Genomic DNA, 15852 nt, shown 5'->3' with positions numbered 1-15852 from the left:
GTGCTGTGCCTGGTCGTGTCTGCGGTGGGGGTGGCGATGGGTGGCGCCTGGCGACTTGTCACAATTGGCGCGACGGCAGGGCCGGTGCTCTCACATGACAGCACCGGCCAGGCACCGGACATCCAGCCGGATGGTCCGGGCCCGGCGGTCAGCCTGTGGCTGGCCCGGGGCCCGGGCCGGACGGACGGCTCGCGAAGGGGACGTTCCGCGATGCAGGAGCAGATGAACAAGCAGCTCGGTCAGCTCCGCCAGACCGCGGTCGAGCTGGGGCTGGGGCCGGCTCTGAAGCTGGTCCGGCGCACGGTGCTGCCCAGCGCCCGCCGCAACGCGATCGACGATCAGCACCTCGCCCTGCTGCTGTCCTTCGTGCTCCAGGAGGACTCGAACTGCATCGACGTCGGTGCCCACCGCGGTGACGTGCTCAAGTCGATCGTGCTGCACGCCCCGCGCGGCGAGCACATCGCCTACGAGCCGCTGCCGCACCTGTTCGAGTACCTCTGCCTGGAGTTCCCGACCGTCACGCTGAAGCAGGCCGCGCTCGCGGAGAAGGCCGGTGTCAGCCCGTTCGCCTACGTCCGCAGCCGCCCGGCCTACAGCGGGCTGCGCCAGCGGACGGCGGCCGGCGCCGAGGACGTCGAGCAGATCGAGGTCGTCGTCGAGGTGCTGGACGAGACGCTCCCGCCCGAGCACCGCCTCGACCTCATCAAGATCGATGTGGAGGGCGCGGAGTACGGCGTGCTGAAGGGCGGCCAGAAGCTGCTCGCCACCAACCGCCCGTACGTGATCTTCGAGTTCGGTGCCGCCGCGCGCAAGTACGGGACCTCGGCCGAGGACATGTACCGCCTCATCGACGGCGACCTGGGCCTGCGCATCTTCGACATGGACGGCACCGGCCCCTACACCCTCGGCACCTTCCGCCGGACCTTCGACAACGGCAACCGCTTCAACTTCGTCGCCCACGCCTGATTCGTGGCAGCCGCCTGACACGGTGGCCGGGTTACCGGAAGTGAGGCGCGTCGCCGACGGCTTCGCCATACTCGCGCCATGGCGACGATCGACGGAATCGACGAGCTGAGGAAGCTTCAGGGCCAGGAGCTTGGCACCAGTCCCTGGCGTGAGGTGACTCAGGAGCAGGTGAACAACTTCGCCGCGGCCACGGGTGACTGGCAGTGGATCCACACCGACGTCGAACGGGCGAAGGACGGCCCGTTCAAGACGACGATCGCCCACGRCTTTCTCACCCTGTCGCTGCTCCCGGTGATCGTGGCGGACACCGCCGCGGTCACCGGTATCTCGCTGGCCCTGAACTACGGGCTGAACAAGGTGCGTTTCCCGCAGCCGGTCCCGGTCGGCTCGCGGGTCCGCGGCGTCGTCCGGAACCTCTCGATCGAGGACGTCAAGGGCGGCGTGCAGGTGGTCAACCAGGTCACCATCGAGCTGGAGGGCGCCACCAAGCCGGCCTGCGTCGCGGAATCGGTGGTGCGGTACCTGTACTGATCGATCACCGGCAGTCGGGGCCGCCCACCATCGCGGTGCCTGCGGCCGCGAGGCCCACCGTGGCCGTGACGATGCGGACGGTCGGGCGCCAGTGCAGGCCACCGGCGTCCACCGAAGGCGCGTGCCACCGGGTCAGATCGTCGATCATCGCCGGGATGTCGGCGTCGTCGACCTTCTCCAGCATCGACCGGACGGCGGTGCCCCGGGCCCAGCGCCACCAGTGCTCCACATCCCGGAAGACGAGGTCGGTAGCGACCAGGTCGTCGCCGGTGATGGTGAAGCCTGCTGCCGTGAGGGCCTCGCCGAGCGCTCCCTCGGCGAGGATGGCGAGGCCGGGGCGGCGCTGCGCCGCGCCAATCCCGGTGGCGCGGCGCAGCGGGTAGTCGGGCCGGTCCCACAGCGGGTCCGGCGCGCCGAAGACGCTCACCGCCAGGCGTCCGCCCGGCCGGAGCAGGCCGCGCCAGCGGGTGAGCGCCGCGGCCGGGTCGGGCAGCAGGAACAGCCCCATGCCGCAGAGGACGACGTCGGCGCTGCCCGGCTCGGCCGGCGGCTCGGCCGCGTCGGCGATCTCCACCTCGACCCAGGGCAGCGCGCGGGCGGTGACGTCGGCCGCGGTGAGCTCGACCATGGTCGGTGCCAGGTCGAACGCCCGGACGGAGCCGGTCGCCCCGGCCGCCTCGGCAGCCGGGAACAGGACGGCCCCGCGCCCGCAGGCGAGGTCGATCACGTCGTCGCCGGGCCGGATGCCCGCCGCGCTCGCCAGCGTGCGGCCCAGCGGGCGGAAGAACGGCACACCGTGGATGTCGGCGTCGTAGTCGCGCGCCGCCCGGTCGAAGACCGCGAAGGCGGGTGGCAGGTCGTCACCCGACAGGGCCCCCTCGGCGGCCGGACCGATCCGGTCATTGGCCGTGGTCCGCTGGTCGGCCGGGGCCGCCTCGCCGGGGGTGGCGAGGACGGCGTGGTGGTCGGCCGGGCGGCCCGCGTCGGCTGCCGGGCCGGGGCGCTTCACGTGCACCACGGTGACGTCGTCCGCGGGGCGCGGGGCAGCCGCGGGGCGGGYGCCGGCCAGGTCGTCCATAGCCGATCCGTACCCGGAGACGTGGTCTCCCGCCTCGCCGGCGGGCTCGTAGTCGCCCAGGCCCGGCATCGCCGGCTCGACGACATCGTCGTCGAACGCGCGCAGCTCAAGCCGCCGGATGTCGAGGCCGAGCCGCCCGAGGCCCGCGGGCTCGAGGTCGGCGAAGGCCCGGTCGGTGTGGCCGGTCTGGCTGGTGCGCCCCGTCGGCCCGGGGCGGCCGAGCCGCCCGAGATGGGTGCGGTGTGCCCGCTGCACGGGCCGGGGACGGGGGACGTGGTGGGGGACCGGCCGGGCGCGGGAGGCCTGGACCGGGATCTCGACCGGGTCATCGTCCCGTCCAGGGGTCCCGTGCGGCAGGATCCGCTCCACAGTGATCCCCTGGATGGTGAACCCATCCATGGAGATCGTCGCCGCGGCGATCCCGTCCACGGTGCGCCCGTCCACGGCGATCCCGTCCACGGTGAACCCGTCCCTGGTGGTCCCGTCCACGCCGCGTAGCCCTCTTCCGCCGTGCCGCCTGGGGCGACGTTTCTGCCTCGTGGCGTCTCAGCTAACCAGGACAGAACCACCCATTCCGCCGCCCGAATCGGGGTTAACCAGGCGGCCGAAGGTGCTAACCACACCCCGCCCCCAACCGCTCTGACCTGCGGAAACGGAAACTCACCGCTGGAGCTCGCGGCCCTTCGCCGCCTGGTCGGCCGGGTCCGTGGAGACCTGTGTGGGGATGCCTGAACCGGCCATCGTGGTACCCGAAGGACGTTTGTGACGGTTTGCCCCACCCGCCTTCGGACTGCCCCCCCGGTCGGCGCCACCCCCGTCGGCGGTCGGTCGGCCGGGTGCGGACCCACCCCCGGCGGCCTGCGGCTCCCGGTCGGCCGCGCCACCCTTCCCGTCGTCCTTCCCACTGCCGGTGCCACCCCGGCTGACGGCTCCGCCGCCGTGGCCACCGTGGCCGCCGTTGCCGTCGCCCCTGCCGCCGGCCCCGCCGTTCGCGCTGATCCCGCCGTCACGGCCGTTGCCGTCGTCCCGGTCCCTGCCGCCGGAGCTGCCGCCCGCCCCGCCGCTGCCGCGGTGACCGCTGCCACTGTCACCATCGGTGGCCGTGTGGTGACCAAAGCGCTCCCCGTGGATGTCGACCTGCGGCAGCATGCGGTCGAACCAGCGCGGCAGCCACCAGTTGGCCCGGCCGAGCAGCGCCATCGTCGCTGGCACCAGCACCAGACGGATCACCGTCGCGTCGACCAGTACCGCGACGGCCATGCCGACGCCGACCATCTTCACGGTGACGTCCGGATCGAGCGCGAACCCGGCGAACACGGCGATCATGATCAGTGCGGCGCTGGTGATCACACGGGCGGTGGAGGTGAGGCCGCGGACCACGCTGCCCTGCGGGTCACGGGTGGCGAGCCAGTCCTCCCGGATCCGGGAGAGGAGGAAGACCTCGTAGTCCATGCTCAGCCCAAACAGGACGGTGAACATCAGGACGGGCAGCCAGCTGGACATCGGGACGCTGTGGGGCAGCCCGAGCAGGTCAGTTCCCCACCCCCACTGGAACACCGCCGTCACCACGCCGTACGCGGCCGCGATCGACAGCAGGTTCATCACCGCCGCCTTGAGGGCGACCACCGGCGACCGGAAGACGATGGTCAACAGCAGGATGGAGACCCCGACGACGAAGCCCACCACCCACCACAGGCGTTCCGCGAGCAGGTCGGACAGGTCCGCGAAGATCGCGGTCGTCCCGGTGACGTACACCCCCGGCGGGAGGATGTCGGCTCGCAGGTGGGTGACCAGATCGGACGATGCCGCGTCGCTCGGGCCGGTGGTGGGCACCACCTCGATCACCGCCACGGTGCCGCTCGGGGCGATCGCCGGCGGGGCGACGGCCGCGACGCCGGGGACGGCGGCGACCGTCGTGCCCAGTCCCGCCAGACTCTCCTGCGGGACCTGTGCCAGGTCGACGGCCAGCAGCAGCGGACCGTTCGCGCCCTGCCCGTACTCGGCGGTGATCAGGTCGTAGGCGCGGCGCTGGGTCACGTCGACCGGCTGGCTGCCCGCATCCTGCGGCCAGGTGCGCATGGTCAGAATGGGTGCCGCGAGGACCAGCAGGATGGTCAGCGCGGCCAGCGCCCAGGGGCCGGGGCGGTTCCCGATGCGCCTGGCCCAGGCTGCGGTGAGGCCCCGCTGCGGCGCGGCCGGTGCACCGCCGGCAGCGTTTCCCGCCGCCGCGGTGACGGCGCCCGATCGGGCCAGGGAGCGGGCGGCGAGCATCTCGGCGTGCGCCCGCCGCCGCAGCACCCGCAGGTCCGCGAGGCCGCACAGCGCTGGGACCAGCGTGACGGCGACGAGAACGACCGCGATGACGACGGCCGCCGTGGTGAAGGCGGTCGTCACATAGGTGTTGAGGCCGACGAGCCGGAGCCCGGACAGCGAGATGATCACCGTGAGGCCGGCGAAGACGACCGACGCCCCGGCGGTCGCGTTCGCGCGGCCGGCGGCCTCCCGCACCGACATCCCGGACCGCAGACCCTCCACGTGGCGGGTGACGAGGAGCAGCGCGTAGTCGATGCCGACGCCGATCCCGATCATCGACGCCAGGGACGGGGCGATCGAGCTGACGTTGGTGACCGCCGCGATCAGGGTGATGGCCGAGCCACCGATGCCCAGTCCGATGAGCGCCACCGCGATCGGCACCCCGGCGGCGACGATGGACCCGAAGGCGATCAGGAGGATGAGGAGCGCCAGCCCGACGCCGATCGCCTCGGCCTGCCCGTCGACCTTCTGCAGGTTCTCCGAGACCTGGCCGCCGACGTCCACCTGCAGGCCCTGGTCGGTCGCGGGCGTCGCGGCCGTGAAGATCTCGGCCAGCGCCTCCTCCGCGTCCATGTCGGCGACCGGCTGCCGGTAGTGGATCGTGAACAGCGCGGTGTCGCCGTCCCGCGACATCTGCGGCGGGCCCGTCACCATCGCGGAGGGAAGCGCGGCGAGACGTTCCTGAACGGTGCCGAGCACGCCGGCGTCCAGGGCGGTGCCGTCGGGGTCGTGCACGACGACGCGGGCGTCCGCGCCGGCAAGCGTGGGGAAGCTCGCCCGCAGCAGGTCGGTCCCGTGTTGCGACGCGGTCATCGGGGCGTCGTAGTCGTCGTGGGGCTTGCCTCCGGAGCCGGCTGCCAGCCCGAGAGCCACGACGAGGGCAGCGAGCCACATCCCGATGACCCGCCACGGCCGGGTGGCCGCGGCAGCGCCGATCCGGTAGAGCAACCCGGACATCAGTCCTCCTCGACTCCGCTGGCCGATAACTCCGCTGGGCCGTCAGCTCCGGTCGGGCGACGCGCCGCCTCGTTGCCGCGCGCCGCGCGACCGGCTCCGACGGCCCAGCGGTTCCCATGGGTGGTGCAGCAGCAGAGGGGGTGGCATGGGTGGTGTAGCAGGGTGGTTCGTCAGGGGGGCGGTGCTTCCGGCGCTGCCGACCAGTGGGAGGATCGAGGTTTCACCGGTCGGCGCGGTGCGGCTGCACCCTGTGCGAACACTACGTCGCGAAACCGGCCTTAACTGGACAAGTTGCGCATTGCACCCGGGGCTGAAGCGGCCAGCCACGCGTGCCGGCACGTCACGCGGCCGGGATGTCGCGCAGGCGACGTCCGCCGGTGCCCGTCCGGGCCTCCCCGTGTCGGCGGTTCAGACGGTGTGGGAGGCCCCTCTGACGGCGAGCTGCCCCTCGACCGCGGGCGGGGCGGGCTGGCCGCTGATCGTGACCCTGTCCCGACCTCCGGCCTTCGCCGCGTAGAGCGCACTGTCGGCGGCGGCGACCAGCCCGGCCGCGTCCGCGGCGTGGGTGGGCACGACCGCCACCCCGACCGACACGGTCACCGTCACGATCTGATCATCCTGGGCCGGCCCGTCCGGAACCTGCCCGGCGGCCGGCGGCTCGCTGGACGTCCGGGCACTGATCCGGATCGGCTCGGAGCCGACCTGACGGCGCAGCCGCTCCCCGACAGCCGCGAGATCCGCCTCACGCAGGTCCGTCACGACCACCGCGAACTCCTCGCCGCCGTACCGGCCCAGCACGTCACCGGGCCTGGTCGCGGCTCGCAGCCGGCGCGCCACCTCGACGAGGACGTCGTCGCCGGACGGGTGCCCGAACCGGTCGTTGATCGCCTTGAAGTGGTCGACGTCGATCAGGAACAGGCCGAGGCGACTTCCGTGACGCAGCGCGCGGTCCACCGACGCGGACAGTTCGCCTTCCAGGTGGCGGCGGGTGTGCACGCCGGTGAGCCCGTCCGTGATCGCGGCCTGGTGCTGGTCGGCGACCAGGCCGGCCATCCGGAAGATGATCAGAACGAACATCGCTCCGCTGGAGACGGCCACCACGACCAGCCCGTCGGTCTGCCCCCGCAGGCTCTGCACCGTCAGCACGACCGGCGCGACCAGCGCCGCCGCGGTGAGCGCGAGCAGCCGCGGCACGGAGAGCACGGTGCCCGTCCGTGGGCGCCCGGCGGTGACGTCGCCCGCGCTCGGATGCAGTGCGGCGGCGCCGAGCAGCAGCGCGCCGGCCATCCTGATGATCTCCAGGGGCCCGCCGACCTGGTATGCCCCGTCCAGCTGGCGTGGGACGCACAGCACCGCGGCGGCCGGCACGGCGGCGAGATGCCCGAGAAGGAGGTAGTACGACACCGCGCGCGGCCTGCCGTTCAGGAGCAGGCGCAGACCGGCAGCGAGGACCGCCAGGTTCAGCACCGCGTACGCCAGCGCCGGCAGCCGGACGAGGAGCGTCTGCTCGGTGGACRGCCGCGGGGCGACCAGATAGATCCAGGCGACGAGCGCGCCGGCCACGGTGATCGTCAGGCTGTCGAGGATGTTGGTGAGCCCGTCGGCCACGCCCCGCCGCCGGCCCAGCATCGCGATCCCGGCTACCAGCAGTGGGTACTGGGCGAGGAAGGCGATGTCCCAGAGCCCGGGAAAGCCCTGCCGGTCCAGCAGGTGGTGCGCCCCGTGGAGCAGGACGTCGCCGAGCGCCGCCGCTGCCTCGGCGGCGGCGAACAGCAGCCAGGGCAGGCGGGCCGGCGGCTGCTGCCGCAGGCGTGTCCCGATCAGGACGGCGACCGCCGCGGAGCTGCTGACCAGCAGGGCGACGATCGTGCGCAGCGCCGACGGCGGGCCGCTCGACGGGGCGGCGCAGAAGAGGACGAGCAGGCCCAGGCCACCGGCGAGATACCAGGCCCAGCTGCGTGGTGTGACGGCCGGTGGCGGGTCGGGCGGCGTGCGGGACGGACGTGGGGGCAGTCGCACGGTCACCGGATGCCAGGGGGCGCCGGCCGCCGCGCACCGGACGGGAGTGACCGGGCCATGTGCAGGTTCTCCGAATACGAATGCCGGGTCGGGGGATGCGCCGGTGACAGGGGCGCGCGGGCCGGGTACCGGCGCGGTCCACGCGTGCCGCCCACCGCCCGCAACACCACCCTGCCGGCTTGGATCATCACCCTTTGTGTCGTCCTGGCCTGGCGGGGCGGCTTTGGTTCGACGGTCCCGGACCTGGGTGACATCGAAACTGTTTCGATGGTAGCTGCGTGTACACGATCATTTGACGCAGGGTGCAACCTTTTGTCTGAGTCTTGTGTCGCACTCCGCGGGGGCTCTCGCCGGCCGGTGGCGGGGCGGAGATCAGACCAGCCCCAGCACCGAGATGAAGCGCCGGGCGGCGCCTCCGCCCGCCTCCAGTGCCACCTCCCGGGCCCGGACGGTGTCGAGGTCGTCGAGCAGGGCGGCGTCGATCTCGGCGGCGGCCAGGCCGTCCCGGCTGCTGCCGGGCCGGGCCGCGGCGGTGTAGAGCCGGTCCAGGTCGGCCTCGGCCGCCCCGAACGCCGCCTCGTCGAAGTCCCAGTCCAGGCCCCACGGGCGGGCGAGGCAGAGCAGCCGCAGCGCGGCCGGCTCGTGCCGGGTCAGCAGGTCGTCGACGTAGGCCAGGTTGCCCAGCGACTTGGACATCTTCACGCCGCTGACCCGGACCGTTCCGGAGCGTAGCCAGGCGCGCGCGAACGGGTGGACGCCGGTGGCGCGCTCGGCGAGCAGTGCCTCCACCGCGTGGTGGGGGAAGCGCAGGTCCGCGCCGCCCGCGTGCAGGTCGACGCTGGACCCGAAGGTCGACAGGACCATCGCCGCGCACTCGGCGTGCCAGCCCGGCCGGCCGGGGCCCCACGGGCTCGGCCAGCTCGGGAAGTCGCCCCCGGGCGTGGCTGCCCGCCAGACCGCCACGTCGAGCGGGTCGTCACGCTCCGGATCGCCCGGCTCGTCGTTGTACTCGGCGGCGAGYGTGATCGCCTCCGCCCGGTCGATCCCGGCGCTGTCCGCCGCCTGGGCCGCGCGGGCGTAGACACTGCCGTTGCGCTCGTRGGCATCGCCGGAGCGGAGCAGGGCCGCCGTGAGCTCGATCACCCGGGAGACGGAGGCACGTGCCGTCGGTTCGTGGTCGGGCGGGCGGATCCCGAGGGCCGCCATGGTGCGGTCGAAGGCGAACCGCTGCATCGACGCGACCTGGTCGTACGGCATGCCCAGCCGGCGTGCCTCGGTGAACATCGCGTCATCGACATCGGTGATGTTGCGGGCCAGCTCCACCTGCACACCGGTGGACCGCCAGAGCCGGACGGCGAGGTCCGTCCACAGATAGGTCGCCGCGTGGCCGAGATGCGTAACCGCATACGGTGTGATACCGCACACGTAGATCCGGGCCCGACCCACGACCGGGAGGGGCGATCCGGCGAGCCGGAGATCGGGGCGCATCGGGTCCAGTGCGACATCCATCACCTGAGCATGCCATCAATGCCATCGGGCCGCCGGGCCCTCGCGAGGACAGTGCCCAGGCCCACTACCAGCGGCGACATCGGGTCCCAGGGACGTTTCCGGACCCGCCGGGGGTCATCCGGACAGTTCCCGGGTAGACCGTTCAGGGCAGGGATCCAGCCCATGACGGGCCGGCGCGGCCAGAGTGCCCTGACCTGTCGGACCTCCGCGGGGAGACCGTGGCCCGCCCGGCGCCCCCCGCCGGGCGCAGATGCTCCCCGAAGGACTCTTCCGGGGGAGTGACGATCCGTCGCGCAACATCCATACTTTGGGGCTCGCCACCTGATCGGCCGGTCCGCGGGCCGATCGATCCCGGGGGGGATCAGGGGTCGCGAAATGGCTTAACAAGGGAGGGTGGGAAGGACGCCCTGTTGACCTGGGGACGTCTGCCCGGAAAGCTTCGCCTGGATGGTTCACGCGGTACACGGACCATCTGGTGTTCCGCCGTCCACGTCTGCGCGGGCGTGGTCGGCCTGGGGGGTTGGTCGTAACCAAGAAAGGCCTCGAGAGAGGGGCGTCCGTGCGAACGCTCGAACCCACCACCCTCGACCTCGACGCGATCGAGGTGGACAAGCTCAACAAAGGCGTCACGCTCAGTCTGCTGATACCCGCACGTGGGCCAGAGGCGGCGCGAACGCTCGGGACCATCATCGCGCTCAACCGGCAACGCTGGATGCAGGAGCGCAGCGTCCTCGACGAGATCGGGGTCGTCGTCGACCCCTCGTCGGATGGGGACGAGCACGATCTCGTCCGCATTGCGACCGAGGCGGGTGCGAGCTGGGTCGTCCGCGGCCAGTCCGTGCTCGAGCGCCATGCGGGGCGTGAGGCGGCCACGGTCGGCGGCAAGGCCGGCGCGATGCGCAGCCTTGCCTATCTGGCCTTCGGTAACCGCCTCATTTTCCATGACGCCGACCTCGAAAGTTATGACCCGACCACGGTAGGTGTGCTCGCGGCCGCGGCGACGGCTGGGAACGCCCCGCTTTTCGTGAATGGGAGTTCGCGCAGGGTGACCGGCGACGGTCAGCCCGGCGGGCGCACGACGGAGATGCTCCGGTCGTTGCTCTCGAAGCAACTCGCTCGTTATGTGCCGTCCATCACGCGGACAATCCAGCCATTGATCGGGGAGTTCGCCATCGACGCCGACGTCTTTGCGGCGCTCGCGTTCTCCCGCGGTTACGGGGTGGAGACCTCCCTGAAGGTTCTCGCCCTCGACCTTCTCGAGTACGCGGACTGTCTCCAGGTTGAGCTGCCGATCAAGTACCAGGTCGGTCAGCACTACCACAACCTGGTGAAGCAGTTCCACGAGATCAGTTTCACAATCGACGTCCTGGAGGCTTACTTCCAGCGGCGCCGACTCGATCCCCATGTCGCCATCTGGCAGATTGCCGACAACTACGACCTCCTTTTCCCGGGGCGCACCTACGCGCTGCACCGCCCACCCGGCTACGACGAGATCGACTTCGTCCCACGGCTGGGGTTCTACCAGCCGCTGGCGACGGCGTCGGCCTACCAGGCGCGGCTCCCCGAGATCAAGAGCGCCCGCCGCGCCGCGCTCGACACCCTCGGCAGGCGGATGCGGGCCTCCGCCTGACGAACCCCCGCCGCGGCACGACCCCGGCCGCCCTCGCGTCACACCGGCGCGGCGGCGGCCGGGGTCCGGCGGCGCGCGTCAGTCGGGCGCGCGTCAGGTCGGTGCAAGCGTGTGCTGCTCGGTGAGATCGGCGCGCCTGATCACCTCGGCGAAGTCGACCGGGCCGCGGTGGCCGATCCGGACCAGCGCGCCGATCATCTGCTGGTCGAACAGCTCGGCCGAGTCGGCCAGCGGCGGCGGCAGATGGTCGAACAGATCCAGCGCGATCAGACCGTGCAGCTGCGTCCACACCAGCATGCAGGCGGCTTCCGCGGCCGGGCCCAGGTCGGTGCAGTCCCACTCCTGGAACCGCGCGCGCAGGCCGGGTGACAGTTCGGCGTCCAGAACACCCAGGTCGACGATGCCGGCCTCGACCACCTCCTGCATGCACCGGAAGAGCACCGCGACGGAGCGCTCCACCTCGTTCTGGACGGCGGTGGGGCGGCCGGTGAGGTCGGCCGGCCGCGGGCCGAAGATCAGCGTGTACTCGGTCGGGTGCGTCTTCGCCCAGCGTCGGTGCGACCGGGCGACCAGCAGCCAGCGCACCATCTGGTCGTCCGCGGGGGCGGCGAGGAAGGCGGCCTCCAGCGTGTCGGCGAGCGAGCTGTAGGCGTCCCGCGCGAGTGCGGAGATCAGCGCGGACCGGCTGTCGAAGTACCGGTAGATCGCGGACGGGGTCATCCCCATCGCGCGCGCGACGGCGCGCAGCGAGAGCGCGGCCGCCCCGTGCTCGGCGAGCTGTTCGTGGGCGACCGTCTTGATCTCGTCGATCGTCGTCTGGCGGATGCGTTCGCGACGTGGGACGGGATGGGTCACCGCACCATGCTGTGTCCCGGTCGCGATCGGTGTCAACTTTCGAGAACACTGCTCTTGACGGTGGCGTCGATCTCTGTGAACACTGTTCTCTCAAGAGACTGCTTCTCTCGGGAGGGTCCCGTGTTCACTGTTGTAGCGAAGATCGTCACCCGTCGGCCACGACTTGTCCTGCTCCTCACCCTTGTCGCGCTGCTGGGTGCCGGAGTGGTGGGCATGGSCGCCTTCGGCAAGCTCGAGTCGGACGGTTTCGACGACCCCGCCTCACCCTCCACCCGGGCGGCGGACCTGGTGGACGAGAAGTTCGGCGGCGAGCCGAACCTCGTCCTCCTGGTGACCGCCCGGCCGGAGGTGACCGGCCCGGACGGGCGGGCGGTCGATGATCCTGCCGTGGCCCGGGCGGGCCGGGAGCTCGCGGAGGATCTGGCCCGCGAACCCGGCGTCACGAACGTCTCGTCCTACTGGACGGACGCCCCGCCGCTGCGCTCCGACGACGGCCGCTCCGCGCTCGTCGTCGCCAGCGTGGACGAGGACCACACCGAGGACCTGGTGGCCCGGTTCGAGGACGCCTACGAGGCAGGCCAGGCCGACCAGGGCCCACCGGGTGGTGCCGCCGCCCCGGTCACGGTGCGCCCGGGCGGCGCCGCGACGGTCGGCGAGGACATCAACGGTCAGGTGGGGGCCGACCTGGCCGTCGCCGAGTCGATCGCCATCCCGATCACGACCGTGCTGATGATCCTCGCCTTCGGCGGGYTGGTGGCCGCGCTCCTCCCACTCGGGATCGGGCTGCTCGGCATCCTCGGCGGCTTCGCCGTGCTCTCGGTGGTCGGCAGCCTCACCGATGTGTCGATCTTCGCCGTCAACCTGACGACGGCCCTCGGCATGGGCCTCGGGATCGACTACGCGCTGCTGATGGTCAGCCGCTTCCGCGAGGAGCTCGCGGCCGGCCGGGACCGTGCCGAGGCCGTCACGGTGACGGTGCGTACCGCCGGGCGCACCATCCTGTTCAGCGGCGCGACGGTGATCGTCGCGCTCGCGGTGATGCTCGTCTTCCCGCCGTACTTCCTCAAGTCGATGGCCTACGCCGGCATCGCGGTCACCGCCGTGGCCGTGGTCGCCGCGGTGGTCGTCCTGCCGGCTGTGCTGATGCTGCTCGGATCCCGGGTGAACGCGCTGCGGGTCGGTGGCCTGATCGGGCTGTTCCGGCGCCGCCGCCGCGCTGCCGACGCCGCGGCGCAGGCCGGCGCTGCGACCGGAGCCGGAGCCGGAGCCGGCGCGGGCGCGGGCGCGGCTGCGGGGCGGGCGGTGCCGCGGGAGGTGGTCGAGTCGCCGTTCTGGCGCCGGGTGGCCACCGTCACGATGCGCCGTCCGCTGCTCGCCGGCCTGCCTGTCGTCGCCCTGCTGCTGGTGCTGGCCGCCCCCTTCCTGCACGTCGAGTTCGGCACCCCGGACGACCGGGTGCTGCGCGCGGACGCCTCCAGCCGGGCGGTCGGTGACGTCCTCCGCTCGGACTTCTCCTCCAACGACGCGGGGGCCGTCGTCGTCGTGGTGACCGGGCCGGCCGACCGCACCGGACCGGAGGAGGTCGCCGGCTACGCCGCCGCCCTCTCCGAACTGGACGGCGTCGCCCGGGTCGACAGCTCCGCCGGCACCCTGATCGACGGGCGGACGGTCGCGCCGCCGCGGGAGCCCGCCAGCCGCCACACGGCCGAGAACGCCTCCTACCTGCGCGTCGTGCCGTCCGTGGAACCGCACTCGGACGAGGCCCAGGCCCTCGTCCACCAGATCCGCGACACCGCCGCCCCGGCCGGGACCGAGGCGCTCGCCGGCGGGCCGCCCGCCGTCCTCGTCGACGGCAAGGACACGATCGCCGACCGTCTCCCGCTCGCCATCGGGCTGATCTCGCTGACCACCTTCGTGCTGCTGTTCCTGTTCACCGGCAGTGTGCTGCTGCCGCTGAAGGCGATCGTRCTGAACGGGATCACGCTCACGGCTGTCTTCGGAGTCGCCGTCTGGATCTTCCAGGACGGGCATCTCGGCTGGCTGTTCGACTTCACCCCGGGCCCGCTCGACACGTCCATGCCGGTGCTGCTGTTCTGCATCGCCTTCGGGCTCAGCATGGACTACGAGGTCTTCCTGCTCTCCCGGATCAAGGAGGAGCATGACGCGGGCGCCTCGAACGCCGAGGCGGTCGCCGCCGGCCTGGCCCGCACCGGACGTCTCGTGACCACCGCCGCGGCGCTGCTCGCGGTGACCTTCGTGGCCTTCTCGACCTCTTCCGTCCGCTTCATGCAGATGTTCGGCCTGGGTACGGCGCTCGCGATTCTGCTGGACGCCACGCTGATCCGCGGCGTGCTCGTGCCCGCGTTCATGCGGGTCGCCGGGGATGCCAACTGGTGGGCGCCGAAGCCGCTGCGGGCCCTGCACGCACGGATCGGCCTGAGCGAGGGCGGCGGGCCTGCCGCACCCGCCACGGCCGCCGCCGGCGCACCCACCGGCGGCGAGCCCGCCGGCAGTGAACCTGCGGGCAGTGTGCCGGCGGGCGGTGATCCCACGGGCAGTGCGCCGGCTGGAAGCGTGCCCGGCGTCAGAACCGCTCGAAACAACGCAGGCGCTCCCAGTCTGTGACGGCCCGGTCGAAGGCGGCCTGCTCGACGTCGGCGGCCTGCGCAAGGTGATCGACGACCGACTGGCCGAACGCGGCCCGGGCGATGGCGCTCTCCCGCCACGCCCGGGCCGCGGCGGCCAGGGTGGTGGGCAGCCGCGGGACGTCGGGGGCGGCGAAGGCGTTACCGGTGCGCGGTGGTTCCAGCGGCAGCCGGTGCTCGATCCCGTGCAGGCCGGCGGCGATCATCCCGGCGAGCGCCAGGTAGGGGTTGGCGTCACCACCGGGTACCCGGTGCTCGATCCGCAGCGAGGCGCCGTGCCCGACCACCCGGATCGCGCAGGTGCGGTTGTCCAGGCCCCAGGAGATCCCGGTCGGCGCGAAGGCGCCCGGTGCCAGCCGCTTGTAGGAGTTCACGGTCGGCGCGTAGAGCAGGGTGAACTCGGCCATGCAGGCGAGCTGGCCGGCCACGAACCACCGCATCAGGTCCGACATGGCCCCGTCGGGGGGTGCACCGGTTACACGGGGGCCGGCGAAGGCGAGTTCCCCCTGGTCGCCGCGCAGGGACAGGTGCACGTGGCAGGAGTTCCCCTCGCCCTCGTCGTACTTGGCCATGAAGGTCAGGGCGTGGCCGGCCGCACCGGCGATCTTCTTCGCGGTGGTCTTGTAGAGCGCGTGCCGGTCGCAGGTGCGCAGCGCCTCGTCGTAGCCGAAGACGATCTCGAACTGGCCCGGATGCACCTCCGCCCGGGCGGACTCCACCCGCGCGCCGGCCGCCGCCATCGCCGTCCGGATGGCCCGGACGAGATCGTCCATCCGCTCGGTGCCCGCCAGCGCGTAGTCGATGCCGTAGCTGCTGGCGGGGGTGAGCCGCCCGTAGTCCTGCCGGGCGGCCTCGCGGTAGGTCTCCTCGAAGACGAGGAACTCGGGCTCGGTGCCGGCGAACGCCCGCAGTCCCCGGGCGGCCAACCGGTCCAGCTGGCGGCGCAGCACCGTCCGCGGCGCGGCCTCGACGGCGCTCCCGTCCGGCCAGACGGCGTCCGCGATGACGACCGCCGAGCGCGGCCGCCACGGCGCGCGGCCCAGCGTCGTCAGGTCGGGGTGCAGGCGCAGGTCACCGAACCCGCCCTGCCACGGGTCGTAGGCGTAGCCGGGCCCGGTCTGCATCTCGACGTCGACGGCGTACAGGTAGGTGCAGGCGCCGACTCCGTCGGAGCCGGACCGCACCTGCTCGCGGAAGTACTCCGGTGACAGTCCCGTGCCGACCAGCCGCCCCTGCAGGTCAGGCACGGCGACGATCACCTCGTCCACGGTGCCGCTGTCGAGCAGCTCCGTTCCCCCGGCGGTGCCCGTGGGCGTTCCGACATCCCCCGACACCCCGCCTTGCCCGGG

Annotated in this window: 10 protein-coding genes; 4 read left to right on the top strand and 6 right to left on the bottom strand. The window is 72.5% G+C overall.

The features are described 5' to 3' along the window. Complete coding sequence (locus tag CC117_RS16225) at window positions 1–966, top strand: FkbM family methyltransferase (protein ID WP_241830151.1); 966 nt, start codon at window positions 1–3, stop codon at window positions 964–966. 78 nt (window positions 967–1044) lie between these two features. After that, window positions 1045–1497 (top strand): MaoC family dehydratase, encoded by a 453-nt coding sequence (locus CC117_RS16220; RefSeq protein WP_071084996.1) that lies wholly within the window; start codon window positions 1045–1047, stop codon window positions 1495–1497. 4 nt (window positions 1498–1501) lie between these two features. On the opposite strand, the gene CC117_RS16215 is transcribed toward CC117_RS16220, so the two are convergent. The 4 genes from CC117_RS16215 to CC117_RS16200 form a co-directional block, all read right to left on the bottom strand. Next, window positions 1502–3064, bottom strand: a complete 1563-nt coding sequence (locus CC117_RS16215; RefSeq protein WP_071084994.1) for a methyltransferase domain-containing protein — start codon at window positions 3062–3064, stop codon at window positions 1502–1504. A 171-nt stretch (window positions 3065–3235) separates the two neighbouring features. Then, complete coding sequence (locus tag CC117_RS16210) at window positions 3236–5845, bottom strand: MMPL family transporter (protein WP_071084992.1); 2610 nt, start codon at window positions 5843–5845, stop codon at window positions 3236–3238. A 408-nt stretch (window positions 5846–6253) separates the two neighbouring features. Next, window positions 6254–7864, bottom strand: a complete 1611-nt coding sequence (locus CC117_RS16205; protein WP_241830150.1) for a GGDEF domain-containing protein — start codon at window positions 7862–7864, stop codon at window positions 6254–6256. Window positions 7865–8236: 372 nt separating this feature from the next. Next, window positions 8237–9373: a cysteine--tRNA ligase gene (locus tag CC117_RS16200; RefSeq protein ID WP_241830149.1), complete on the bottom strand. Its 1137-nt coding sequence runs from the start codon at window positions 9371–9373 to the stop codon at window positions 8237–8239. Between the two features lie 559 nt (window positions 9374–9932). Between CC117_RS16200 and CC117_RS16195 the strand changes: the two genes are divergently transcribed. Further along, window positions 9933–11003 (top strand): glycosyltransferase family protein, encoded by a 1071-nt coding sequence (locus tag CC117_RS16195; protein ID WP_071084988.1) that lies wholly within the window; start codon window positions 9933–9935, stop codon window positions 11001–11003. 93 nt (window positions 11004–11096) lie between these two features. Here CC117_RS16195 and CC117_RS16190 read toward each other — a convergent pair whose 3' ends face one another. After that, window positions 11097–11858, bottom strand: a complete 762-nt coding sequence (locus CC117_RS16190; RefSeq protein ID WP_071084986.1) for a TetR/AcrR family transcriptional regulator — start codon at window positions 11856–11858, stop codon at window positions 11097–11099. Between the two features lie 120 nt (window positions 11859–11978). Between CC117_RS16190 and CC117_RS16185 the strand changes: the two genes are divergently transcribed. Continuing rightward, window positions 11979–14483, top strand: a complete 2505-nt coding sequence (locus CC117_RS16185; protein WP_084132219.1) for an MMPL family transporter — start codon at window positions 11979–11981, stop codon at window positions 14481–14483. Here CC117_RS16185 and CC117_RS16180 read toward each other — a convergent pair. Then, a complete protein-coding gene (locus tag CC117_RS16180; RefSeq protein WP_071085034.1) occupies window positions 14443–15837 on the bottom strand; it encodes a glutamine synthetase family protein in 1395 nt (464 codons plus the stop codon). The two genes, CC117_RS16185 and CC117_RS16180, sit on opposite strands and share 41 nt — an antisense overlap. Window positions 15838–15852 lie beyond the last annotated feature (15 nt).

The sequence above is a fragment of the Parafrankia colletiae genome, assembly GCF_001854655.1.
Taxonomy (GTDB): Bacteria; Actinomycetota; Actinomycetes; order Frankiales; family Frankiaceae; genus Parafrankia; species Parafrankia colletiae.
This window is presented reverse-complemented; position numbering and strand designations above follow the sequence as displayed.

Bases quoted from the DNA above. Each gene is read 5' to 3' on its own strand.
- CC117_RS16210 (WP_071084992.1), bottom strand. From the start codon at position 5,845: ATGTCCGGGTTGCTCTACCGGATCGGCGCTGCCGCGGCCACCCGGCCG.